This window comes from Fodinibius saliphilus (genome assembly GCF_005869845.1).
GTDB classification, from domain to species: Bacteria; Bacteroidota; Rhodothermia; order Balneolales; family Balneolaceae; genus Fodinibius; species Fodinibius saliphilus.
Window position 1 is genome coordinate 259682 of the sequence record NZ_VAWF01000001.1, and the last position, 23310, is coordinate 282991.

Annotated in this window: 15 protein-coding genes; 10 read left to right on the top strand and 5 right to left on the bottom strand. The window is 39.9% G+C overall.

The window, feature by feature from the left end; translation table 11 throughout:
* Positions 1 to 2 precede the first annotated feature (2 nt).
* The 5 genes from FCN14_RS01140 to FCN14_RS01160 all read left to right on the top strand — a co-directional run bounded on the left by FCN14_RS01140 (position 3) and on the right by FCN14_RS01160 (position 12011).
* Positions 3 to 569, top strand: a complete 567-nt coding sequence (locus FCN14_RS01140) for a shikimate kinase (RefSeq protein WP_138429251.1) — start codon at positions 3 to 5, stop codon at positions 567 to 569.
* Positions 553 to 1644 (top strand): 3-dehydroquinate synthase, encoded by a 1092-nt coding sequence (gene aroB / locus FCN14_RS01145; RefSeq protein WP_138429252.1) that lies wholly within the window; start codon positions 553 to 555, stop codon positions 1642 to 1644. Before FCN14_RS01140 ends, aroB begins: the two co-directional genes overlap by 17 nt.
* A 103-nt stretch (positions 1645 to 1747) precedes the next feature.
* Positions 1748 to 6409, top strand: a complete 4662-nt coding sequence (locus tag FCN14_RS01150) for a translocation/assembly module TamB domain-containing protein (protein ID WP_138429253.1) — start codon at positions 1748 to 1750, stop codon at positions 6407 to 6409.
* 28 nt (positions 6410 to 6437) lie between these two features.
* Positions 6438 to 8597, top strand: a complete 2160-nt coding sequence (gene rnr / locus FCN14_RS01155; RefSeq protein WP_138429254.1) for a ribonuclease R — start codon at positions 6438 to 6440, stop codon at positions 8595 to 8597.
* Between the two features lie 27 nt (positions 8598 to 8624).
* Positions 8625 to 12011, top strand: coding sequence for a peptidase MA family metallohydrolase (locus tag FCN14_RS01160; protein WP_138429255.1), 3387 nt, complete (start codon positions 8625 to 8627; stop codon positions 12009 to 12011).
* 59 nt (positions 12012 to 12070) lie between these two features.
* Here FCN14_RS01160 and FCN14_RS01165 read toward each other — a convergent pair whose 3' ends face one another.
* The 4 genes from FCN14_RS01165 to FCN14_RS01180 are packed head-to-tail and all read right to left on the bottom strand — an operon-like array spanning position 12071 to position 16066.
* Positions 12071 to 13324: a type IX secretion system plug protein gene (locus FCN14_RS01165; protein ID WP_171032765.1), complete on the bottom strand. Its 1254-nt coding sequence runs from the start codon at positions 13322 to 13324 to the stop codon at positions 12071 to 12073.
* Positions 13325 to 13349: 25 nt separating this feature from the next.
* A complete protein-coding gene (gene dapF, locus FCN14_RS01170) occupies positions 13350 to 14180 on the bottom strand; it encodes a diaminopimelate epimerase (RefSeq protein WP_138429257.1) in 831 nt (276 codons plus the stop codon).
* Between the two features lie 8 nt (positions 14181 to 14188).
* Positions 14189 to 15391 carry a DNA polymerase III subunit gene (locus FCN14_RS01175; protein WP_138429258.1) on the bottom strand — a complete coding sequence of 401 codons (1203 nt, stop codon included), beginning with the start codon at positions 15389 to 15391 and terminating at the stop codon, positions 14189 to 14191.
* A gap of 6 nt (positions 15392 to 15397) precedes the next feature.
* Positions 15398 to 16066: a heme exporter protein CcmB gene (locus FCN14_RS01180; RefSeq protein ID WP_138429259.1), complete on the bottom strand. Its 669-nt coding sequence runs from the start codon at positions 16064 to 16066 to the stop codon at positions 15398 to 15400.
* A 157-nt stretch (positions 16067 to 16223) separates the two neighbouring features.
* Between FCN14_RS01180 and FCN14_RS01185 the strand changes: the two genes are divergently transcribed.
* The 4 genes from FCN14_RS01185 (at position 16224) to folD (ending at position 20551) form a co-directional block, all read left to right on the top strand.
* Positions 16224 to 16694, top strand: coding sequence for a PTS sugar transporter subunit IIA (locus FCN14_RS01185; protein WP_138429260.1), 471 nt, complete (start codon positions 16224 to 16226; stop codon positions 16692 to 16694).
* Between the two features lie 28 nt (positions 16695 to 16722).
* Complete coding sequence (gene dacB, locus FCN14_RS01190) at positions 16723 to 18195, top strand: D-alanyl-D-alanine carboxypeptidase/D-alanyl-D-alanine endopeptidase (RefSeq protein ID WP_138429261.1); 1473 nt, start codon at positions 16723 to 16725, stop codon at positions 18193 to 18195.
* 3 nt (positions 18196 to 18198) lie between these two features.
* Positions 18199 to 19566, top strand: a complete 1368-nt coding sequence (locus FCN14_RS01195; RefSeq protein ID WP_138429262.1) for a sigma-54-dependent transcriptional regulator — start codon at positions 18199 to 18201, stop codon at positions 19564 to 19566.
* 91 nt (positions 19567 to 19657) lie between these two features.
* Positions 19658 to 20551 carry a bifunctional methylenetetrahydrofolate dehydrogenase/methenyltetrahydrofolate cyclohydrolase FolD gene (gene folD, locus FCN14_RS01200; RefSeq protein ID WP_138429263.1) on the top strand — a complete coding sequence of 298 codons (894 nt, stop codon included), beginning with the start codon at positions 19658 to 19660 and terminating at the stop codon, positions 20549 to 20551.
* A 65-nt stretch (positions 20552 to 20616) separates the two neighbouring features.
* Here folD and FCN14_RS01205 read toward each other — a convergent pair whose 3' ends face one another.
* Positions 20617 to 22722 carry a glycoside hydrolase family 97 protein gene (locus tag FCN14_RS01205; RefSeq protein WP_138429264.1) on the bottom strand — a complete coding sequence of 702 codons (2106 nt, stop codon included), beginning with the start codon at positions 22720 to 22722 and terminating at the stop codon, positions 20617 to 20619.
* A 214-nt stretch (positions 22723 to 22936) separates the two neighbouring features.
* Between FCN14_RS01205 and FCN14_RS01210 the strand changes: the two genes are divergently transcribed.
* Positions 22937 to 23266 carry a hypothetical protein gene (locus FCN14_RS01210; RefSeq protein ID WP_138429265.1) on the top strand — a complete coding sequence of 110 codons (330 nt, stop codon included), beginning with the start codon at positions 22937 to 22939 and terminating at the stop codon, positions 23264 to 23266.
* The last annotated feature ends 44 nt before the right edge of the window (positions 23267 to 23310 follow it).

The window sequence follows — 23310 nt, forward strand, 5'->3', positions numbered from 1 at the left end:
TTATGTGGATGATTTCGAATTTACCAGATATCATTTTTCTATCCGGATTTATGGGGACAGGGAAGTCTACGATAGGTCGACTGTTGGCAGAACGCCTGGAACGTAATTTTTTGGATCTTGATGACAAAATTGAAGAAGAAGCTGGCTGTACTATTTCCGATATTTTTGAGCAATCGGGTGAAGCTGGGTTTCGTACAGCAGAACGCCGTGCTCTTTTGGAAGTAGCGCGAGGTTATAAGGGGGTGGTAGCGTTAGGTGGAGGGAGCCTACAAAATCAGCATATGGTTGATCATCTTAAATTAAATGGCTTGCTGGTCTTTATAGAGACCCCAATTTCTGTTATTTTAGATCGCATTTCCGGTGATGAAAACCGCCCGCTTTTATTAAATGAGGAAGGGAACCCCAAAAGCAGGGAGAGGCTCCAGAATGAATTACAGAAGCTTTATAATGAACGGTTGTCGCTTTATAAACAAGCGGTTATTAAAATAAGTAATGATGGGCATAAGAAGCCGGATCAGTTGGTGCAGACCTTATTAAAGAAGATTAAAAATCATGTCGAATACTATTGATGTACAAATTTCACAGTTACAAGAATATGGAGTAGTAGTTGGTAGGCAGTTAACGTCATCATTTGTCAGTTTTTGCAATGATCGTTTTTTCGGAGACCGGATATATGTAATGATTGATGAAAAAGTTAACGAATTACACGGAAATCGAGTTGAGGAAATGTGTAAACAGGTTTTCGAAAACGTAAGAATACTACCGGTTCCTGAAGGGGAAACTTCTAAGTCGCTGTCCGAATGGAATAAATATATTAATATTTTATTAGAAGAAGGAGTTGAGCGTAGCACCCCGCTGATGGCTGTGGGGGGAGGAGTAACTGGTGACCTCGGTGGATATGTTGCTGCCTCAGTTTTGCGCGGCATTCCGCTGCTTCATATGCCTACCTCTCTGCTTGCGATGGTGGATAGTTCTATTGGGGGTAAAACGGGAATCAATCATAACACAGGCAAGAATTTAATTGGCGCATTTTACCAGCCCGACGCGGTATTTACCGATGTTTCTTTTTTAAAGACACTCGAACAATCAGAATGGATTACCGGGATGGCTGAAATCTTGAAATATGCTGCCATAGACAATCCTGATATATTTGAAGAATTAGAAGTGTTGGTTGGAAAATCACTTAGCCCTAATGAACAGTGGGGAAAAGTAATTCGTGAAAGTGTACGTATTAAAGTGGATATTGTGCAGCAAGATGCTTTGGAAGCAGGCAAAAGAGCATACCTTAACTTTGGGCACACCTTTGGGCATGCCTTGGAAAATCTTACAGGTTATGGCAAGTTATCACACGGCGAAGCTGTGTTTGTTGGAATGATTGCCGCTACCTACTATTCCTCTCAGCTGGGGCATCCCGTAGATGATAACGCTTTTGCGCCTTTTGTTTCATTCTTCCGAGAACAGATGGCTGAGCTTCCCCGAAACGTAGACAAGTTGATAGATTCAATGAAATCAGATAAGAAAGTTAAAAATAATACCATTCGATTAGTGTTATTGAATGGCTGGGGTTCCCCTTATATTCACGAATGTACCAACTATTCGTTGTTAGAAGATTCTTGGGAATATGCTTTAGCCCGGTTCAATTAAAACGATTTTATTAAATTTATAAGTGTTTTTTCGCTGGTTACATAAAAGTTGGAAATATTTTTGGGGGATTATTCTCTCCCTGTTGCTGGTAATAGTTATAGTTGTGAGTACCCTGCTGGGATTATTACAGCTTGATATTACACAGGAATATATTGTTGATCGTATAGAAACAAATATTGAAAAATCGTACCATGCTGAGTTGTCAGTGGGAGAGTTAGACGGTTTTTTGCCATTTCAACTATCTATGCAAGATGTAGTATTAACTAACACCGATACGGTGGGAGTGGACACCCTGGCAACGATAAAAACACTTAATAGTAAAATTGACTTGTGGGGATTGTTGCAGAATCGTATTACGATTACTGGATTTTCAATGGACCAGCCTAATGTTTGGGTCCAATCAGATCGGAAAGGGAGAACCCGTTTTTTAAAGTCGCGTAAGAAGAAAGCCACAAGGAAGGATAGTTCTTCTGGCAGTTCTTGGTTTGGTAGAGTAGAAGTATTTGCCCCAACAATGGAGGTAAAAGATGGGGGGATCTACCTGCATTCAGTGACACCGAAAAATCAGATTGGTAATCTGCCACAATCCTTTGCTATAACCGATATCAACGCAAACTTTTTTGTTGATTGGAACGAACGCCAACGTTACTTGGATATTGAGACCTTCTCTGCTAAACCACAGGGGTTGGGGGTCAATGATATATCATTTTCAGGCCAGGTGTATAATGATGATCGATACCTGGAGTTCAACTCTTTTTACATCAATTTAGATGATTCTCGGATTATCTTAAATGGTGAGATTGATGGTGTAAACATATTGAAACCGGATTTTACTAATCAATTATTGCAATCTCGGTATAATTTGTGGGTGCGTTCAGAGCGTTTACATCCCAAAGATCTGCGTGATATTATTCCTGAACTTCCCAAGACCGATGCCCTTTTTACCTTGGATGTTGAGGCTGAAGGAACTACAGATTCACTAGGGGTAAACTATGCCTCAGTCGGCTTGGGAGAGAGCCGGATTAGTTTAAATGGGTTATTTAAAGAGCTCGAGACTAAGAAAGCGTTTTCTTATGATATCTCTTTGGATGAATTAAAACTGAGAAAACGGGATATCAATAAGCTCAGCTCTTCTCTTTCTGCCCCACAATACCAAGCTTTAGAGAATTTACGTGCATCGGGCAAAGCGGCCGGTACGTTAGATTCAGTGGCGGTAGACTTGAAATTTGAAAGTCCCTTAGGAAAGTTGGCAATGAAAGGGCGAAGTGATTTAACAGCTCCCTACGGATACACAGGTTTTATGGAGGCGTCCAATCTGGATATTAGTCCACTGGTTCCGACAACGTTTGATACTACATCGCTGAACTTCAACGTAACGCTTGAGGGTCATGGTATTACTCTTAAAAAAGCGAAAAGTGATTTTTCAGCTTCCTTTCGTGATAGTTTTGTGGATCATGTTCCTATTCAGGAGTTAGAGGTAACGTCATCACTGTCAAATAATATCTGGAAGCACAACTTTCAATACCGCAATGAGGATGAAAAATTAAGTGGATCCGGGAGTGTTGATTTCAGTGAAAAACTACATTCATTGGTTGTGAATGGTAGTGCTGACAATATTGATCTGGCTAAGTTGTTCAATAATTCTTCAGTTGCATCAACTCAGCTTAATTTTGACTACAAAGCTGAAGTCGAAGATCTGAGGATAGACCAGTTACATGGCAGAGCAAATCTTGATATACGTCCCTCTGTGGTTGGGGCTGATTCTATACGTGCTCACCAGTTTTATATGGACTTAAATGATATTGATAAAGAGAACAGGTCTCTTAGGCTTACAAGTTCTCTTTTTGACATGAATCTATCCGGTGATATTGAACCCAAGGTTGTACTGTCTCATACCAAGCTTTGGGTCCCCTTTATACAACGACAGTTCCAAAAAGAGGTGTTATTAGATACTGCAATAGTTACCGAAACACCACAGCAAGAGGTGCCTGCCAAATCGATTGTTCTGGAGGGTAATATAACAGCAAAAGATCTTACACTTATAAAAAGATATATCCCAAGTTTTCCTACAATTAATACGGATTCAGAAATCTCGTTTAGTGCAAATACCGATGGCACACGGTTATTATTATCAGCTGAAATACAAGCTGATACGCTCCAGTATAATCAATTTAACTTCAGTGATGCCCGCACTCAGATGACTGCAAGTTTCAGAAGGGACAGGTCGTTTAAAGAATTTTCAACGGTTGACTTACAGGCTAATGTTGGGGTTTTGAAAACGCCTTCGTTAGATATGGACTCGTTAGGTGTGAGTTTAGCTGTAAAGCAAGATTCCATCCAGTATGAGCAGTATGTGGGTAATATTTCAGATAATGCTGAGTTTAATATGGTTCTTAACTCATCACTATCCGATTCAACAATTTCGGTTTCAATACCAGAGTTCTATGTAGGCAATAATAAGTATGCATGGACAAATGAACACCAACCTGCTTTCTCCTACCATCGGAATGGAGGTATTAGGTTTCAAGATTTTAGTTTCCAGAATAGAAATGAATATTTCCGACTAGAAGGGATGCTCAGCAAGAACAGGACCGATTCGCTAACCTATATTTTGCGAGACATAAAATTAGGGCGTATTTCAGAATTAATTAATGGGAAAATTAATTTCAGTGGGGTTTTAAATGGGACGCTTGTAACTCGTTCTTTAACACGCAGTCCTACAATACAGGGTAATCTGGATGTTGAGAAGTTTCATTTGAATGACCGTTTGGTGGGTGATCTCGCTTTCGATAGTGAGTATAATTCAGCAAAGGATCAGTTTGATACACAGATTGATATCGAGACCGACAGTTTAAAATATAGTGATTATCTGGCATCAAATGACGGCGTGGGCCAGAATATCCGCCTTGATGGTTATTTCGTGACACCCAACCCCGAAATTAAACAAGATACAGTTTTCTATTTTGATGCAGATTTCAAGCAGATAGATATGTGGATTATCCCACTTATTGTGGATAAAGTGTTCAAAAATATGGAGGGACAGGCTTTCGGAGATGGGTATATCACTGGAAATCTTGATGATTTCGATTTCAATGCTAATTTCGATACCGAAAATGTTTTTGCTAAACCTCGTTTTGTTAATACCAACTATTTCGTAAGTGGGCCTGTCGAATTTGATCGCCATAAAGGGGTTGTACTTGACTCACTACAAGTTATGGATACCAAAGGGGGGACAGGAATAGTTACAGGAGTTGTAGATCTTAATGACTTTGATCCCATCACTTATTTGGATCTTACACTTGATATGCAGCGACTACAGTTTTTGAATAATACAATAGATCCGGATGTGCCATTTTTCGGTAATGTCTCGGGAACAGGGGTAGTTCGGCTTACGGGTTCTAATACCGATTTGTTTATGCGTACAGAGAATCCCGTACGTTTGACGAGCGACTCTGAGGTTTCCATTCCTTTATTGGAAGAGACAGAGCTTAGTGAGAATAGTAAGTTTATTCAATTTGTAAATTCTTTTGATCAGCCTAAAGAAACAGCTGAAAATGGCACCACTGTTAGCCCGGCACAGATGGATGATGAGCAGCTGGAGCGGGCCTTGGAGAATATGACATTTAGTGAACGATTCGATCTGGATCTTCAATTTAATGCTCCGGAAAATGTGACGGTAAATCTTATTTTTGACCCGGTCTTAGGCGAAGTGTTGACGGCAGAAGGTACCGGGCAGATGCGTATTAGTATGCAAGACCAAGATGTTCAAATGTTTGGACGTTATAATATTAATGGGGGAGATTACCAGTTTGTTACGGGTGAAATTATCAGTCGGAATTTGGAACTTGAGTCGGGAGGTACTATTGCTTGGGAAGGGCCTCCTGATAATGCACGATTAGATATCAGTGCTGTTTATCGTGCACGTCCCAATATTGCTACCCTCACCTCAGAGACAACGTTAGAATCTCAAAACCAACGTAATGGACAGCGAGTACCCATTGAATTAATTTTGGAAATCAATGGCACACTCAATAGTGTTGAAAATAACTATTATTTTCGTTTACCATCTTCTATTGATTTATCTTCAAATTCTACGTTGCAATATACTATAAATCAAATTAATCGTGATGAAGAACAGAAATTGTTTCAGGCTACTAGTATTTTGCTTTCCGGGCAGTTTATTCCAACGGAAGGGACTGGTAGTGCCACAGCATCGTTAAGCCAAAATCTTACCAGGGGAGCAACAGTGTTGAACCCGTTAATTTCTAATCAGGTGATAAGTCCATTATTATCTAACCAAATAAATGCGTTACTTAACAGTGATGTAAATAGGCTGGATGTAGACTTTAATTTGAATGCCTATAATGAGGTTGATTTGGGAATCGCGCTCCGATTATATAATGATCGACTTATTTTACGTCGCGAAGGCCAAATTACAGGTGGGGGATCACAACAGTCACTCAGTGATCGTATAGGAGATATTAATGCAACCTATCGAATTCAACGTGGTTTATCGCTTACTGCTTTTCACCGCCAAGACCAAGTATTAAACAGTTTGAGTACAGGTGGAAGTCAAGCCGGAGATGTAACGCCCAGTGTTGATGGTATTGGATTGGAATCCCAAGTTCAATTTAATAGTTGGAAAGAGTTAGTAGGAAGGATAAAAGATTTTTTTAACAGCATTTTTGGAACAAAGAAAGACAAGGACGAAGGAAACAAAAAGAAACTATTAAATACGAGCGAATTAAGCGAAGAAGAGAAGTAAGAATTTTAAAGATTTTAGATCATATTCAATGAGTAATAGTAAAAAAGAAACATTTGAGGAAATTATCCTCAAGATTTTGCGGAAGAATCCGAATGCACATCTACCATTCGAGGTTCTGCAAAATATATTGCAAATAAACAGTGGAAAAGATAACAAACGTCTTAAGAGCGTAATAAATAGCCTTTTTGATCGAAATCTCATTACCAAGCGCAAAGGGGGAGCCATCCAACTTGCCAATAATGGGAGAGAATCAAGAGCAAATACTGTAACCGGTAAAATTGATATTAGCAGACGCGGAACAGGATACCTAATTACTGATGCTTTTGATGAGGATGTTCGTATCCCTTCAAAACATTTGGGAACAGCTTTGCAAGATGATAAGGTAAAGGTAGAGCTGTTTAGTAAAGGGCGCAAAGACCGCCAAGAAGGGAAGGTGATTGAGGTACTGGAAAGAGGAAAGAGTATTTTTGTAGGTACTCTAAATAAACAGGGTAAACAGAACTACCTAATAAAGCCCGATGAAAAATCGGCTCATACAGAGTTTTTCATTCTTTCTGATAATATTGGCTATGCTCAACCGGGAGATAAAGTCGTTTTCGAACTCGTCGATTGGGTTCATCCGAAATCACTACCCGAGGCAAATATTATTGAGATACTAGGGAAAGAGGGTAGTAATGATGCTAAAGTACTATCTATTTTAGCAGAAAATGATATTAAGCCGGGCTTCCCTGAGGAAGTACTAGAATATGCCGAAAGTATGGAAACCGGCATTACTCAGCAAGAGATCAATCGTCGCCGGGATATTCGTGACGAGACTGTCTTTACTATTGATCCTGAGACAGCTAAAGATTTTGATGATGCATTAAGTATCAAAGTTTTGAATAATGGGAATTATTACTTAGGAGTACATATTGCGGACGTAACACATTATATGCCGCGAAATACCGTTTTGGATGACGAGGCCTACAATAGAGCAACCAGTGTCTATTTGGTAGACCGGGTAATACCAATGTTACCGGAGAAGCTGAGTAATGGAGTATGTAGCTTGAGTCCCCATGATGATAAGTTGGCCTATAGCTGTTTTATGGAGATTGCTCCGAACGGTAAATTGGTAGACTATTCGATAGAAGAGACTGTAATCCATTCCGATAAGCGGTTTACGTATGAACAGGCCCAAGAAGTTATTGATGGGGCAGATAGTGAGTTTTCAGTTCAACTGAAGACGGCTGCAAAACTGGCCCATACCTTGCTGGATAAGCGTTTTGCTGAAGGCAGTATCAATTTTGAGACGCCTGAGCCAAAGTTCATTTTAGATGATGACGGTACGCCTCTTGATGTGGAGCTTAAAGAACGATTGTTTGCTCATAGGCTTATCGAAGAATGTATGTTAATGGCAAACCAAACGGTGGCAAAGTATATAGATAAGATTCGCGAACAATCTAATAAGAAAAATAATAAGGACCTGTATCCGTTTTTATATCGTATTCATGATCAACCAGATCTTGATAAACTCAAGAATATTGAAGAAAATGTGAAACCTATTGGAATTAACTTCCATATTGATAGCCCAACAGTGAGTTCCAAAGCAATTAATGTGTTGCTTGAACAGATTAAGGATACTTCGCTTGAACTTACCGTTAATGATTTGATGTTGCGGGCAATGTCAAAAGCAGAGTACAGTCCTGACAATATCGGGCACTTTGGACTTGGTTTTGAAAATTATGCACACTTTACCAGTCCTATTCGTCGTTATCCTGATGTATTGGTACATCGTTTGCTAAAAAGCTATAATACCGGAAAACCCAGTTATTCATATAATGAACTTAAAAAGATGGGTTCGCATTGTAGTGAGCAGGAACGATCGGCCATTGATGCTGAACGCGACTCAGTTAAATTGAAGCAAGTTGAATACTTGAGTCAGCATCTGGGTGAAGACTTTGATGGAGTTATTAGCGGAGTAATGAGCAGTGGTATTTTCGTTGATTTGAAAGACTTACACTGTGAAGGAATGGTTCGTGTAAGTGATTTAAGTGATGATTACTATGAGTATAAAGAAAACCAGCATTGTTTGGTTGGCAGAAATAAAGGTAAAAAGTACCAGCTGGGGAAAGAAATCCGAGTAAAAGTTGTTAAAACTGATATTGACGCTCGACAGATTGATCTAAAGCTCGTAGATGACGGTGAGTAATTTATTATATCATAAATAGATATTGCTATGAACGTATCTCAAATTTTACGGCGAACACTATTATTCCTATTAATAATAGGTTGCGGGGGAGGAGTATTACAAGAGGCCTCTGCCCAATATTTCTCCTTCGGTAAGAATCGGGTACAATACAAAGATTTTGACTGGAAGTATATTCAGTCGGAACATTTTGATATTTATTATTATGATTCGAAGAATTACGATTTAGCAAATTTCACAGCGTATTCACTCGAGGCGGCTCTTATGCAGTTTCGGGAAGATTTCGACCACGAAATTTCTGATCGTATTCAGGTTATTATCTATGATTCACATAATGATTTTTCCCAAACGAATGTAGTTCCGTTACCGGTAGATACGGAAGGAATAGGTGGTGTTACCGATGCCTATAAAAATCGTATTACGATGCCTTTTGAGGGTGATTGGACGAAGTTCAGAAGTACCCTGCACCACGAACTCGAGCATGCTGTCATTAATGATATGTTTTATGGGGGGTCTGTACAGTCTCGACTAAGTGGAAATGCTCTTCAAATTCCTTTGTGGTTTAATGAAGGCATGGCTGAATATACTTCACTTGGTTGGGATACCAATACGGATATGTATATCCGTGATGCAATTATTAATAATTACTTACCACCCATATCTCGCTTAAGTGGCTATTTCGCATACCGAGGTGGTCAATCGGTTTGGAATTATATTGCTGAAGAATACGGCCGACAAAAGATTACTGAAATTATTGGTTCGCTAAAGAGGACCCGGAGCCTTGAAAGAGCCTTTGAAAGTTCTTTAGGACTAACACTCGAAGAACTTAGTGAGCGTTGGAATGATTATTATCGCAAGCGATATTTACCAGAAGTGGCAAATCGTGAAAAGATAGGGGATTTTTCTGAAAACCTTACTGATCGCGATAGGAGAGGGATATATGATACAAGTCCGGCAATTTCTCCCCAAGGTGATAAAATTGCAATGATCACTAATGCGCGCGGGTATTTTGATGTTGTCGTTATAAGTGCAGTAACGGGTAAGAAGATTAAAACTCTAATCAAGGGAGAGGATAATATTAATTTTGAAGAACTTAATATTTTAAATCCAAACCTCACTTGGTCCCCAGATGGTAGCAAGATTGCCCTGTCTACAAAATCGAAGGGTGAGGATAATCTTGCCATTGTAGATTATGAAACTGGTAAAGTGCGAATGATTCAGTTTCCAAAGCTAGATGCAATTGGTTCAGTAGCATGGGCGCCGGATGGAAATAAAATTGCTTTCGACGGTAATATTGGTCCATATCAGGATATTTACGTCTATAACCTACAGACTAAAGAGTTTAATAATGTGACGAATGATGTTATTTCCGATTATAACCCTGCTTGGGGCGGCGATTCAAAGACCATTTATTTTACTTCTTCACGAGGTGATGAAGTAACACTCAATTCAGTAAAAAATTCCTCTCGGTTGTTGTTAGATGATGACCTTTATAGCACTGATATTTATGCTGTAACAATGGGCGATGCCAAAGCAAAGCGGTTAACTAAAACTCCTAAATGGAATGAAAAACAACCGGCCACAACCAGAGATGGACGTTTGTTTTATGTTTCGGATGAGAATGGTATTCCCAATGTTTATCAAATGGATCTAAGTGATCGTACGTCTGAGCCTTTGACAAACTTGCAGACTGGAGTACTACAGATGTCAATAAGTGCTGATGGTAGTCGATTAGCAGTTAACTCAATTAATGAAGGAGACTTGGATATTTTTATGGTCCGGTCTCCGTTATCACGTAAAAAAGATACTCCTTTGGAACCTAATCACTGGGCAAATCGGAGAGCTCAAGAGACCGAGGCTGAACGGGTACCGGCCACAGCTTATGTGCGTGAGATGTTAACCACCAACCCTCTGAGTTCAACAAGTCTAACACAAAAGGTAGCTTCGAAAGTTGATCCAGAGCCGAAAGAAGCAATTGTTGATACTCTTAAAAAAACAAATGTTGCAGCGCAAGATACGAGTGTAAACGATCAGCAAGAAACAGATGAGGTAGATTTTAGAAATTATGTTTTTGAATCTTCTGTAGAAGAAGATTCGGTATTTAAGGAAAAATACCTAGATGCAGCCAAGTTCGACCTTGAAGGAAATAAAACAGAAGACGGCCGTTATACCCCTCGCCATTATCGTTTAAAGTTTACTACTGATCTTATTTTTGCAGGAGGAAATTTTTCAACGAATTATGGCACTTACGGCATAACTCAAATTCAGATTAGTGATCTGTTGGGGAACCATCAAATTGCGTTTGGTAGTAACTTAAACCTTGATCTAAGAAATAGTACATACTTCTTACAGTATGGTTACCTAAAGGAACGTACTAATTGGCTTTTTAGCTTTTTCCACAACTCTAGCAACTTCCAGGATTTTTCCGGACGATTATATCGGTTTCGTTCCTACGGGGGGGCTGTAAATATGCGATATCCCTTTGATAAATTTCGACGTCTCGATGTGAGTTTATCGATGATTGGATTAGCACAGGACTATACTGTTGCTTTTTCTGATTTCTCACAGAATAGAACGTCTTCCTTTCTTTATCCACAGGTAATTTATACCAGTGATAAAACATTAAGGGGTTTTTTAAGCCCAAGGGGCGGTTCGCGGTATTCAGTAAGTATTAGTGGTAGTCCACCGCTGACGGCAAATACTTCTCAGTTCGTTTCTGTCTTAGGTGATTATAGAAAGTATTTTAACCTGGGATCAAGATATTCCTTTGCTGTAAGAGGATCGGGGGCAGCCTCATTTGGAAAAGATTCACAGAACTTTTTCATGGGAGGGATGTTAGGTTGGATCAATCAAAAATACTCTAACCAGAGTTTGCCAATTGATGAATTAAGTGATCAATTCTTTACACAACCCGCCTTACCATTGCGCGGGCACCCATATAATGCTACGTATGGAGATAAATTTACGCTCCTAAATGCGGAGTTTAGATTCCCGTTATTTGCGGCACTCTTACCAGGCCCTATTCCTATTTTACCGCTTTATAATTTGACAGGGGTTGCCTTTGTTGATGCAGGGATGGCCTGGGGAAAAGATATTCCGTTAGAAGCGTTTAATCCTCAAGGTCAAAATAAAAAAATTGCAACGTTAAACAGTAAGGAACTCGATTTTGCAGTTGGCGAACAAGTTACCTATTACGTTAATCGGGCCTCTCTGGACCTACAAAAAGAGCCACCATCCAATCCATCTGACTTTTACTCAGTAGATGCAGTTGAAGGTGACATACTGATGGGGGCTGGATTTGGATTGCGAACAATACTCTTTGGATTTCCCCTCCGTTATGATGTGGGGTGGCCATATTACCGCAATGGTTTTGGTGATGACCCTATTCACTATATAACGATCGGCTTAGATTTTTAAATTACTCGAAATTGAGCTGGTTCCGGTTTTGTATACTGGAGTTAGCTCTAATCGATGTTTTACTGCTGAACTGTCCGTTTAATTTTCAGAATACGATCAAAGTTTTTGTCAGGATCTTTGAAATAAATAAAAGTTAAATACTCTTGTTGAGTAGATAGAAAGCTTTGATCCAGGCTGAGGTCATCTACCCTGTTTGATCTGATGAGCACGTATTTATAGGCATATTGTCCCTGTTTGATGAGTGCTTCCCCTTTCCATAATCTTTCTTTGTTATCATATCTCATCTTATTGAATGAATTAATCATCCAATTGTTAAAGTGCCCAACGATATAAATATCTGAAGCAGGAGTAATGGAAGAATTCGTTTCTAATGAGAATTTTACTCGAGCATATTCGCTGTTTCTTGTATCTAAAGGATTGCCATAAAAAGAGGCTGAACGATTTTGTGTACTAATATCCAGGTTTTGCGAATCTCTCCGAAGCAAAATTGCAGGAGGGGTTTGACTGGGATTGTATTCAATAATCTCTTGCCCGTTCGGGGAAAGGTTCTTCAGGTTTAGAATTTTAAACTCATAATTTCCGATGTAAGCATGTTTACGTCTAAGGTGGCCATGAAGCTGACCGGGATCTATGGTATCGAGGAATCCGGCTTTTTTCATGCGCCCCCAAAAGCGGTTTTGGACAAATGACATTGAAAGGTCAAATTGCGGATATTCTACAAAGTCAGGATAGCGAAAAGTGCCAAAAGGTTGATCTATAGGGCGTCCATCATCGCGTTTGCTGTATAACCTTTCGATGCGTGTGTTGAGGCTCCCTTTGTTTTCGGTAATAAAAAATGGAATTGAAAAAAGTAGTTCACCACTGTTATAACTGTAAATTTCCATTAGATAATTACCACTCACAACCGGACGAAGTTTTCCTGGAAATTCATGCTCTACATGCCAATAAGAGGTATGTTGGCTAAAACTTTCTTTTGCACTTTGGATATAGGATCGTGAGAAACTGTCAAGGTAAGTAGAAGGGGTAATGGAGCTTTTTTCCCAATTTTGTGTACGATGTGAAATTTGTAGCCTAAACTGACGACTTTCTTCTCCCAGGTAATCAAAAGATAGAACGAGTTTTTCTTGAGAATTTAATTGCAGTATTGGAGCCCCACTTGGATTTCCCTTCGGATGCAGTTGTATACTTTGTATATCACGGGGAGGTGCTTTTTGTTGGGGTAGCGCAAGGCTGTTATTTATATCACTAGGAAACGGTTTAATATAGCTGTTATTGTCTCCGTTTTCCTTTGCTGGGGCACATCCTATACCCAATAATACTAAGGTTATAAAAAGTGATTTACTGTAAGTATATGCCTTTGAAAACAAAATGAGCAGGACCTTCAAGTTTAATATTTGAATAGGTGTCAGAATTTGGGTCAAAGGAAAAATGAACGCTAAGTGTTCCGCCTTCTGTCTTGACCTGGTATTTTTCGGGAGACTGATATTGCTGTTGTATATGGTGCCATACGAGGGCAGAGGCAATAGCACCGGTACCACAAGCAAGTGTTAAGTCTTCGACTCCCCGTTCATAGGTTTGTAGCTCCAGGCTTTTCGAACCACTGCCACAAATAAAGTTAACATTGGTTCCTTTTGGTTTAAACAGTTCATGATATCGAAGTGATTCTCCCTTCTTTTTCAGGTGATCTTCCCTTTTGAGATCGGATTGTTCAACGGTAGTAACAATATGCTCAGTTCCGGTATGTATCTGGTATATGGGTTGCTCTTCTATTACTTGTTCACTGACCGTAGCTTTCATAGGAAAAGAGATACGGACATCATTTTTTGTGATGATTTCAGCCCGGTATATTTCGTTGTGAACATTAAAGGTATGGGTATCTGCAAAGCCCAGAGAGTGAGCAAAAAGGGCGATACATCGGGCCCCATTTCCACACATTCCTGCATTACTTCCGTCAGGATTTCGGTAGATCATGGTATAGTCTACTTCTGTGTTTTGAGGGTTATTCAGAGCTAAAATACCATCTGAGCCCACTCCAAATTTTCTGTTACAAATATTAGGAGCGAAGGAGGCAATATCCTCTTCCGAAAGATCAATATTTCTGTTATCGAGCACGACAAAGTCGTTACCGGCACCTTGCATTTTTACAAAGGGAAGTGATGAGTGTGACATATTTTATGTTATTGGGTAAATGCGGGTAAGTGCTTCCAGGTATCATCTTCTGAGATGACAGGATCCATATTTCGCATTAGACTGGAAAATCGCAGCGCTAATGAAGTGAATACTAATTTAGGCTGCACATTTTGATAAATCATGGGTTTGCAGCTATTAACTTGTGCAATCATATCTTCAAGACGGGCATCACTGAGGGTGTCACAAAACTTTTGAATGACATTAATTTGGTCGGCATTAGTGATCAGTTCCTTCTTTTGTGTAGATCGATAAACCAACAGGTCACGAAGAAATACTTCCATTACATTGAGTATGGCAATTTGCCCTTCAAGATTCTGTCCGCTTTGCCAGTCTTGTGCAGTTTCAGTTATGTTAACAGCATCGTGTACATAGGCATATCGAAGGTACTCGATAATTTCTTGTCTTGTTTGTTTCAGGGTTTCAACATCAAAAAAACGGGTCATTGCGTAATTACCACCCGATACCCGGGCAAGGTAGGCAGCATCGTCTTTGGGCAAGTTGTCTTGCTTTATTAATGCTTGTTCAATTTCCCCCGTTTTTAAAGCTGAAAGTTGAATGTGTTGGCAACGAGATATAATAGTTGGTAATAAGGCCTCGGTATGATCTGTTGTCAACAGAAACATCAGGTCTTCGGAGGGTTCTTCTAATAGCTTTAGGAAGGCATTGGCAGCTTCTTTACGCATGTTTTCGATCCCGGTCATAATAACGACCGTTTTTTGCCCCTCGTTAGGTTTATAATATGCTGTTGGGCGTATCTCTTCCCGAAAATAGTCTATGGGGTAAAAGGCCCTTTTGTTTTTAGTACTGTCTTCGTTGGTTAGTGAGGGGCGAAGGCTAAAGTCTACAATTTCATAAGGATCTTCTTTAAGCAGTTCGAGTCGGCTGCGAAGCTCCTCAATAGAAACATTGGTAGGGACTGGTAAGAAAACATGAATATCGGGGTGATTAAACCACGATGACTTTTTGGAAAATGCCTGTTTGCCTAGGCTGGTCAAGTTGTCGATGCCATTAATAAGCTCCGCAAATGCTAGGGCAAATGCAGTTTTGCCAATTCCTGGTGGACCGGAAAATAAATAGGAGTGACTGATGCGTCCCGATTCTAAAATTCTTTCAATTTGTTCACGGGCGAAATTTTGACCTACCAGTCGTTGATCACCAAAATTATATATAAGGTCACTATAGTTTTTCATAGTTGGTTATTCATCCCAAATAAAATCAAAAAGTAAGATGCCAGCGGTTATAGTTACTCCTGCATAGCCAAAAAGGGCCCAGAAATCGTTTAGGTAGTTTTCAGTAAAACCTTCTATAAGGGCTGCTTTTGTCGTTCGAACAAGTATTAGTATTAGTGGAAATAACAAAGGAATACTTAGTACCGAAAAAATGGCTCCTTTCCGATCGGCTTGTGAAACAATAGCGGCGAGCATTGTTGCTATACCAGAAAGTCCGGCTGTTCCCAGCATCAAAACAAGAAAGAGTGCCCATCCATCAGCGATCGGCATCCCCAAAAGAAAAAGATAGAGTAAAAATGTTGCAATATTTACTGAAAGTGTGAAAAGATAATTGTAGCACAATTTTCCTATAAAAACTTCACTCGCTTTGCTGTGAAGCCGTAGTAGATTAAAGGTTTTACGATCTGTTTCCATCACAAATGAGCGTGACAAACTAGAAAGTGCAGCAAAGAGAATGATAATCCAGACAAGTGCACTTTTGGGGGTGGGAGACAACTGGTGAGCGTTTAATGCGAAGAGAATAAGCAGTAAAGAGGCTCCTACGAATGCCAGAACGGTATTGATGGCATATCGTGAGCGAAGTTCAGTTTGTAAATCTTTGGCAAGTACCGCCGTTATTCCTTGTAAATAATCCATCGACGAAGTTTACAAAATTTGTGATGAAGTAGTAAGCATAAGCTCTTTTTTTCTATAAAAAAATAGTTGCTAATCACTTGCTAAAATAGTTGGAACACATCTTATACGATGAGTATATTTGAACAGCATTGAAATAGATAATTTAGTTTTTTGCCGCATGAACATTTTCAGCTTATTGGATCCCCAAACTGTATTTCCTGATTTCGAAGTTAAGGATAAGGCTGAAATTTTGACTAAACTCGTTTCATCACTGGAAGGTAAAGTATCAGAGGGGGAGATCGAAAGAGTCCGAGAAGCAGTTATAGAACGAGAAAAAATAATGTCTACAGGGGTAGGCAAAGGTCTGGCAATACCGCATGGTAAAACAGCAGGCCTACAAGAGACATATGCGGCTTTTGCGATTCTTAAAGACCCGGTAGATTATGAGGCTATTGATAATAAACCGGTAAATATGGTTTTTTTACTTGTGGGTCCACAATCAAGTAATAGTTTACACATAAAGTTATTGAGCAGGATTTCACGACTGATGAATAACAGTGATTTTCGGAATTCATTGAGAGAGTGTAAGACTCCGGAGGATATAATTGAGCGCTTCCAAGATGAAGAACATGTCTCTTTCAGTGGTTGAAAAAGGGATAATCAAAAAATGATGCAGTATGTTTAAAGCTAAAAATATTATTTCAGCTATTGCACTAGTGGTGCTGGTAATTTTAGTTGCTCCTGCATATGGCTTGGCCCAAAGTACACCTGAAAATTCGGAAATTGCACAAATTGTTGAACAGAGTCATGCCAATGATGCTTTTTGGTCTGTTGTTGTTCGTGATTCTTCGGGACAGATTTTAGAGCAGTACAATAAAGAAAAATTAGTTCAACCGGCATCAAATTTAAAGTTGCTAACATCAGCTGCTGTTTTAAATGAGCTGGGCCCTGACTATACATTTAAAACAAAAGTATATGGGATCGGTTACCAGGCAGGGAGCACTTGGGAGGGTGATATCATTATTAGAGGAACCGGTGATCCTTCTATAAGCGGTACGTTTTATAATGAAAATCGTTTTCATGTATTTAATAAGTTCTTTTCTGCTATTGATTCCATGGGGATTCAAAAAATAAACGGGAATCTTATTGGGAATACTTCTTTTTTTGATGAACAACCATATCCCAAGGGATGGAGTTGGGAAGATCTATCTTTTTACTATGGAGTAGAAATTAGTGCTTTGTCATTTAATAATAATGCTGTAGATCTGCGTGTTTATGCTGATGGTCAGGTAGGAGAGGAGCCTCAAATAGAGTGGTTCCCTTTTGATACTGATTATGTTGATTTTGTTAATGAGCAGGTTATTACACCTCGTGGTACGGAGTACGATGAATATTACCGCCGACTTCTGGGCACGAATACCATTGTATTGCGCAGCAAGTTGCCTAAGGGGTACGTGGAAACAGAATCCTTGTCTATTTTGGATGCTCCTCGTTTTTTCTTGGATACCTTTAAGAAATATCTCGAAGATGGGGATATTTCTTTGAATGGGCGTATTATTATTGATAATCAAGAGGTGAATTGGGACTCTAAAAGATATAAGAAACTTACTGAGCATGAATCCAAGCCGCTGGAAAAGTTATTAACCCGGATTAATAAAAAAAGTGATAACTTTTATACCGAAATGTTGCTTAAAACAATGGCAGCAGAACATTATAATGCTGCCGGAAATACCGAGTTGGGACTCAGTTTAATAGAAGATTTTGCGGCTTCTATGAAGATGGACACAACAAAACTGGAAATGAGTGATGGTTCGGGAATGGCAGCCGGTACGTTGGTAACATTGGATGATTTGAGCCAAATGTTAATTGAGATGCAAAAGCACCCTCATTTTAAAACCTATAAGAATAGTTTTTCAATAGCCGGAATAGATGGTTCACTGGAACATCGTTTTGTTAATACCCCCATGGAGGGAAATGTTTTTGCCAAAACGGGATATGTGTCGGGCGTACGTTCACTAAGTGGCTATATGAATGCTAAGTCGGGTAAGAGTTTGGCTTTTTCGGTAGTAACAAATAACTATGTTGATAAGACCTCTTATATTGATTACGTCCAAGATAAAATTATCAGGGAATTATATAAACGATTTTAAGGAATGGCCCAACCCACGGTTTTAGTTACTGACGATGAAAAAAGTATACGGAATTCACTCCGGGATATTCTAGAGTTTGAGGACTATACAGTTCTTGAAGCAGAGAATGGGAAACAAGTTTTTGAGGTGCTGGGGGAGAAGACCGTAGATTTAATGTTATTGGATATCAAGATGAAGGGCATGGATGGAATGGAAATTCTATCGAAGCTTAAGGAGAATAACTATCATTTTCCGGTTATTATGATTTCGGGCCATGGCAATATCGAAGTTGCTGTTGAAGCTACTAAGAAGGGGGCTTTTGATTTTATTGAGAAGCCTCCGGACCTAAATCGTTTGTTAGTAAGTGTACGAAATGCGTTGGATCAATATCGGCTTTCTGAGGAAAATAAGACTATGAAATCGCGACTGCCCAAAGTCCCGGAAATAATTGGTCAGAGCGATGCTATTAAGAAAATAAAAAAAACCATAGATAAGGTGGCCCGTACAAACTCGCGGGTTATGGTTACCGGAGAAAATGGAACCGGTAAAGAATTGGTAGCCCGATGGATTCATGAAAAAAGTAATCGTAGTAATGGGCCTTTTGTAGAGGTTAACTGTGCTGCAATTCCTGCCGACCTGTTTGAAAGTGAACTGTTTGGACACGAGAAAGGGGCTTTTACAGGTGCCAGTAGTCAACGTATTGGTAAGTTTGAACAGGCTGATGGTGGTACACTTTTTCTTGATGAAGTTGGGGATATGAGTCCTGATGCTCAGGCAAAGGTACTTCGTGCCTTACAGGAAAACGTAATTACACGGGTGGGGGGTAGTAAGAAAATATCTGTAGATGTACGGGTGATTGCGGCAACAAATAAGGAGTTGTTGAATGAGATTGAAGAAGGTAATTTTCGTGAAGATCTCTATCATCGATTGAATGTTATTCCCATCAATGTGCCCCCCTTACGAAAACGGCGCAAAGACATTCCATTGCTGGCCAAGAACTGGCTCAACCAGCTGGCCGAAAAAGATATTATGTTTTCAGGAATTTCATTTTCGAAAGGTGCTCTTGAAGCGCTAACAAAAGAAGATTGGTCGGGCAATGTAAGAGAACTTCAAAATGCTATTGAGCGATTGGGATTGCTGGCAGATGGTACGGAAATCTCAAAAGAAAAAGTGCAAAATCTAACACTGTCGGGGCATAAAAAATCAGGCGGGATTGATGATTTAGTAGAAGAGATTAACAAGTTTAAGGATTTTAAAGAATCTGCAGAACGTTTATTTTTGTTTCGAAAATTAGAAGAACACGATTGGAATATATCACAGACGGCTAAATCTATCGGTATTCAGCGCAGCCATATGTATAACAAGATGAAGAAGTACGATATTCAAAGATAGCACCGGTTTGTGTTGTTTTAACTGGGTGATTGCACAAAAGTGTTTTGCTGTTCAGTTAGGGTTATTAATCTAAAATAATTTAGCAGGTAATATGTCAGCCAAAATCATTGACGGTAAAAAAGTTGCACAATTAACGCGTGATGAAGTTAGAAAAGATGTAAATGACTGGATAAAAGCGGGGAACCGAGCCCCTTTCTTGCAAGTGGTTTTAGTAGGAAATAATCCTGCTTCAGATGTATATGTAGGAGCAAAAACCAGAGCGTGTAAAGAGGTAGGTATTGAAACTGATACCATGCGCCTTCCTGATACTATTTCAGCTAAAGAACTGGAAGCTACGATACAGGAATTGAATAATGATGAGTCGGTGGATGGTATTTTGGTGCAGTTGCCGTTACCCAACCATTTGTCGTCGCATAACGTGATTGAATCTATTGATTATCGAAAAGATGTGGATGGATTTCATCCCATGAATGTTGGAAGGTTAACAGTAGGTCAACCCAGCTTTCGGTCTTGTACACCGGCCGGTATTATTGAGTTGTTCAAGCACTATAGCATTCAAACGAAGGGTAAACATGCTGTTGTAGTTGGAGCAAGTAATATCGTTGGTCGGCCAATATCTATTTTGCTTAATAAAGAGAAAGGAAAAGAAGGAAAAGCTACTACTACAGTATGCCACAAGTTTACTAAAGATTTGACTCAACATACTATTTCTGCTGATATCCTCATTGTAGCAGCAGGGCAACCGAATCTCATTAAAGGTGAAATGGTGAAAGAAGGGGTAGTCGTCGTTGATGTCGGGATTAATCGTGTGGCTGATGAAACCAAAGAGAAAGGTTATAGCTTAGTAGGCGACTGTGACTTTGATAGTGTAAAAGAAAAAGCCAGCTGGATTACTCCGGTCCCCGGTGGTGTGGGCCCTATGACGGTAGCGATGTTAATGAAGAATACGTTACTCGCGGCCAAAAACTCTATCTACCCCAAATAGTTTCAATTCAGCTCAGGCCTGTAAAACCGGTATAACCGGAAGTCACAAGCCTGGCTGACTATTATTTAATTATTTATTTTAAAGGAGATCGCTGTACCTCCACCGGGTGCAAGCCTGAGATCTAGGATGGTCTCTTTGGTGACTTCCTGTGTTTCAATTTCATAGTCTGTGGGATTTTCTTTCCAATGAGCTTCTTTCCCATCACGGTAGATTGAAGCACTGTATGTTTTAGCACCCTGCAAAAAGTCCAGAGATAGCTTTATTGTACGTTCTTGTTCATCTGTAACTGCTCCTAGGTACCAATCCTCAGTTCCTTTTTGTTTTCGTACCGTTACCACGTAGTCCCCAATGGTTGCCATGGGAGTGATAGATTTTGACCAGTCAACAGGTACTTCTTGGATGAACTGAAACATCGGGTGAATATCTCCTTCTTCAGTTCTATAATTTTCCGGAAGATCCGCTGCCATCTGCATGGGACTGTACAATACAATGTAGAGGGCTAGCTGATTTGCCAGAGTAGAGTGGACCTGTTCCTTATCTCTGAATTCATCAAATGTAATGTCAAAAATACCGGGAGTGTAGTCTATAGGACCTCCTAACACGCGGGTAAAGGGAAGGATAGTAGTATGCTCCGGGGGCATACCGTCACTCCAGGCATTATACTCCATACCTCGCACGCCCTCACGGGTCATCATATTGGGATAGGTCCTGCGAATGCCTGTAGCTTTAATGGGTTCATGGGCATTAATACCAATTTGATATTTGGCAGCAGTTTTGACGACATTACGATAATGTCTCACCATCCATTGGCCGTGATGGTATTCACCTTTTGGGATAATGCCTCCCGCGTAGCCTGTTTTGACATGATGAATACCATGTTTTTGATATAATTGAAATGCAGTATCCAAACGGCTTTCATAATGGGCAGCCTGCCCCGATGTTTCATGATGGCCAATGAGGGCTACATCATTTTTGCGAGCATACTCAGCCACTTCATTAAGATCAAAATCGGGATAGGGAGTGGTAAAATCGAAGAATCCCAGCGAGTCGGTTCCCCAATATTCCCAGCCGGTATTCCAGCCCTCAACTAAGAGTCCCTTTATTCCAGTTTGTTTGTTAAAGTCAACATAGTCTTTGACATTTTCTGTGTTGGCACCGTGTTTTGTGGCTCCTTGCTGACCAAACGAGTCATCAGCCTGTTTGCTATAATTCCATCCTGTTTTTCCGATATGCAGTTCCCACCAAACGCCGGTATACTTCAAAGGGGTAATCCAAATTGTATCTTCCAGTTTATTGGGATTATTCAAATTGAGGATGAGTGACGATTCTACTAAATCTCCGGCTGATTCTGCAATTTGAATTGTTCGCCAGGGGGTATGAAAGGGTGCCTTGGCTTTAACTTTGGTGCCATCTGCCCAAGGTACCAATTCACTTTTCAGTTCTAGATCTTCTGTAATCCCCAAGGTCATACCGGCATAGTCAGTGAGATTAGCCTCGTGAAAACTCAGGTAAATATCATTATCTGTTTTTAAGGTAACAGGGGTATTTACTGCTTTAAAATTATCTATTTGGCGATCTACCCGATCATTTTCACTCTCAAATACAGAAGCATCGATTTTGCTTACTACACTTTGTTTGTAGTTATATTCATAGCTGTCATAATCAGCCGGGATCCACCACGCCCTATGATCGTTGGTGAGAGCAAATTCAGTTTGCTCATTCATAATGAACAGGCTGTCAGAAAGTGCTTCTTGTTTAGGAAATTCATACCTAAAACCTAGGCCGTCATTATATAATCTGAATCGAATTTTGACTTGGCGATGCGGGGCCTCCTGTTCTTCTAACTCTACCAGAAGTTCCCGGTAATGATTAGAGATTTCTTCGTGCTCACCCCATACCGGGTTCCAGCTTTTATCAACCGACTTACCTGTTGTCTTGGTGATCTGGAGTCCATTTTTAAGGCTTGGTTGGTTTCTAAATTCGAATCCCAGTGTCGAAGTGTCAATGAGCGTAGTGTTTTGGTAGGTCACATGATATTGAGCTTGGCCCTGATCGGAAAGAGAGAACTCCAGCTCTACCTGTTGGTTAGGAGAGGTGACAGTTTTTTGTGGATTGGTACTGCAGGCCCCAAAGAAGACAAGAATAAATAAAAGTGATGTAAGCGCTTTCATAAGCTTTTAAACAGTTATATGCCGGTATTATATTTTGTGATCCTAAAAATTGATCGTTTTAAGCACAAAAACAACTAGTGTTTAATATTATTTCGATCATTGATAATAGGAGTACATAAAGTGAATGAATAATTCTATAAAGTGGGGTGACATAAGGGTGTCAGTGGTGGTAATTATACTACGATTGAACATTAATTAAACACCTGAAATTATTATGAATACAGCGAGCAGACTTACGCACCAACAATCAATAACAAATCTCGAACCTGTACTTCGAAAAGTATTAAAAGAGGCAGAACGCGAACATCAAGAACTTCAGGAAATGTTTGAAGTATTGGGGTGGGGCGAGCTGCCGGATGCACTGAAAATGGAAATAAAAGATGATGTTTCGGCTATGGCTGATGAGCTCCGTGGTCAGTATTCCAGTTGTGATCCACATGTAGAGCGTCGTCGTCAGCGGGTCGTATATTGGGTAAGCAACTTTATGGATGGCATTTGTTCACTAAGAACGGCCATTGATGCCTTACGGATAAAGCCTTTGTGAGTAGTAAAAAGTGCTGCTGTATATGGGTATTTGAGAGCGCTGCT

What these genes read in the sequence shown, in the direction of transcription:
- aroB (WP_138429252.1), top strand. Translation starts at nt 553, where the DNA reads ATGTCGAATACTATTGATGTACAAATTTCACAGTTACAAGAATATGGA.
- rnr (WP_138429254.1), top strand. Translation starts at nt 6,438, where the DNA reads ATGAGTAATAGTAAAAAAGAAACATTTGAGGAAATTATCCTCAAGATT.
- FCN14_RS01140 (WP_138429251.1), top strand. Translation starts at nt 3, where the DNA reads ATGTGGATGATTTCGAATTTACCAGATATCATTTTTCTATCCGGATTT.
- FCN14_RS01175 (WP_138429258.1), bottom strand. Translation starts at nt 15,391, where the DNA reads ATGAAAAACTATAGTGACCTTATATATAATTTTGGTGATCAACGACTG.
- dapF (WP_138429257.1), bottom strand. Translation starts at nt 14,180, where the DNA reads ATGTCACACTCATCACTTCCCTTTGTAAAAATGCAAGGTGCCGGTAAC.
- FCN14_RS01185 (WP_138429260.1), top strand. Translation starts at nt 16,224, where the DNA reads ATGAACATTTTCAGCTTATTGGATCCCCAAACTGTATTTCCTGATTTC.
- FCN14_RS01195 (WP_138429262.1), top strand. Translation starts at nt 18,199, where the DNA reads ATGGCCCAACCCACGGTTTTAGTTACTGACGATGAAAAAAGTATACGG.
- FCN14_RS01205 (WP_138429264.1), bottom strand. Translation starts at nt 22,722, where the DNA reads ATGAAAGCGCTTACATCACTTTTATTTATTCTTGTCTTCTTTGGGGCC.
- dacB (WP_138429261.1), top strand. Translation starts at nt 16,723, where the DNA reads ATGTTTAAAGCTAAAAATATTATTTCAGCTATTGCACTAGTGGTGCTG.
- FCN14_RS01210 (WP_138429265.1), top strand. Translation starts at nt 22,937, where the DNA reads ATGAATACAGCGAGCAGACTTACGCACCAACAATCAATAACAAATCTC.
- FCN14_RS01180 (WP_138429259.1), bottom strand. Translation starts at nt 16,066, where the DNA reads ATGGATTATTTACAAGGAATAACGGCGGTACTTGCCAAAGATTTACAA.
- FCN14_RS01160 (WP_138429255.1), top strand. Translation starts at nt 8,625, where the DNA reads ATGAACGTATCTCAAATTTTACGGCGAACACTATTATTCCTATTAATA.
- folD (WP_138429263.1), top strand. Translation starts at nt 19,658, where the DNA reads ATGTCAGCCAAAATCATTGACGGTAAAAAAGTTGCACAATTAACGCGT.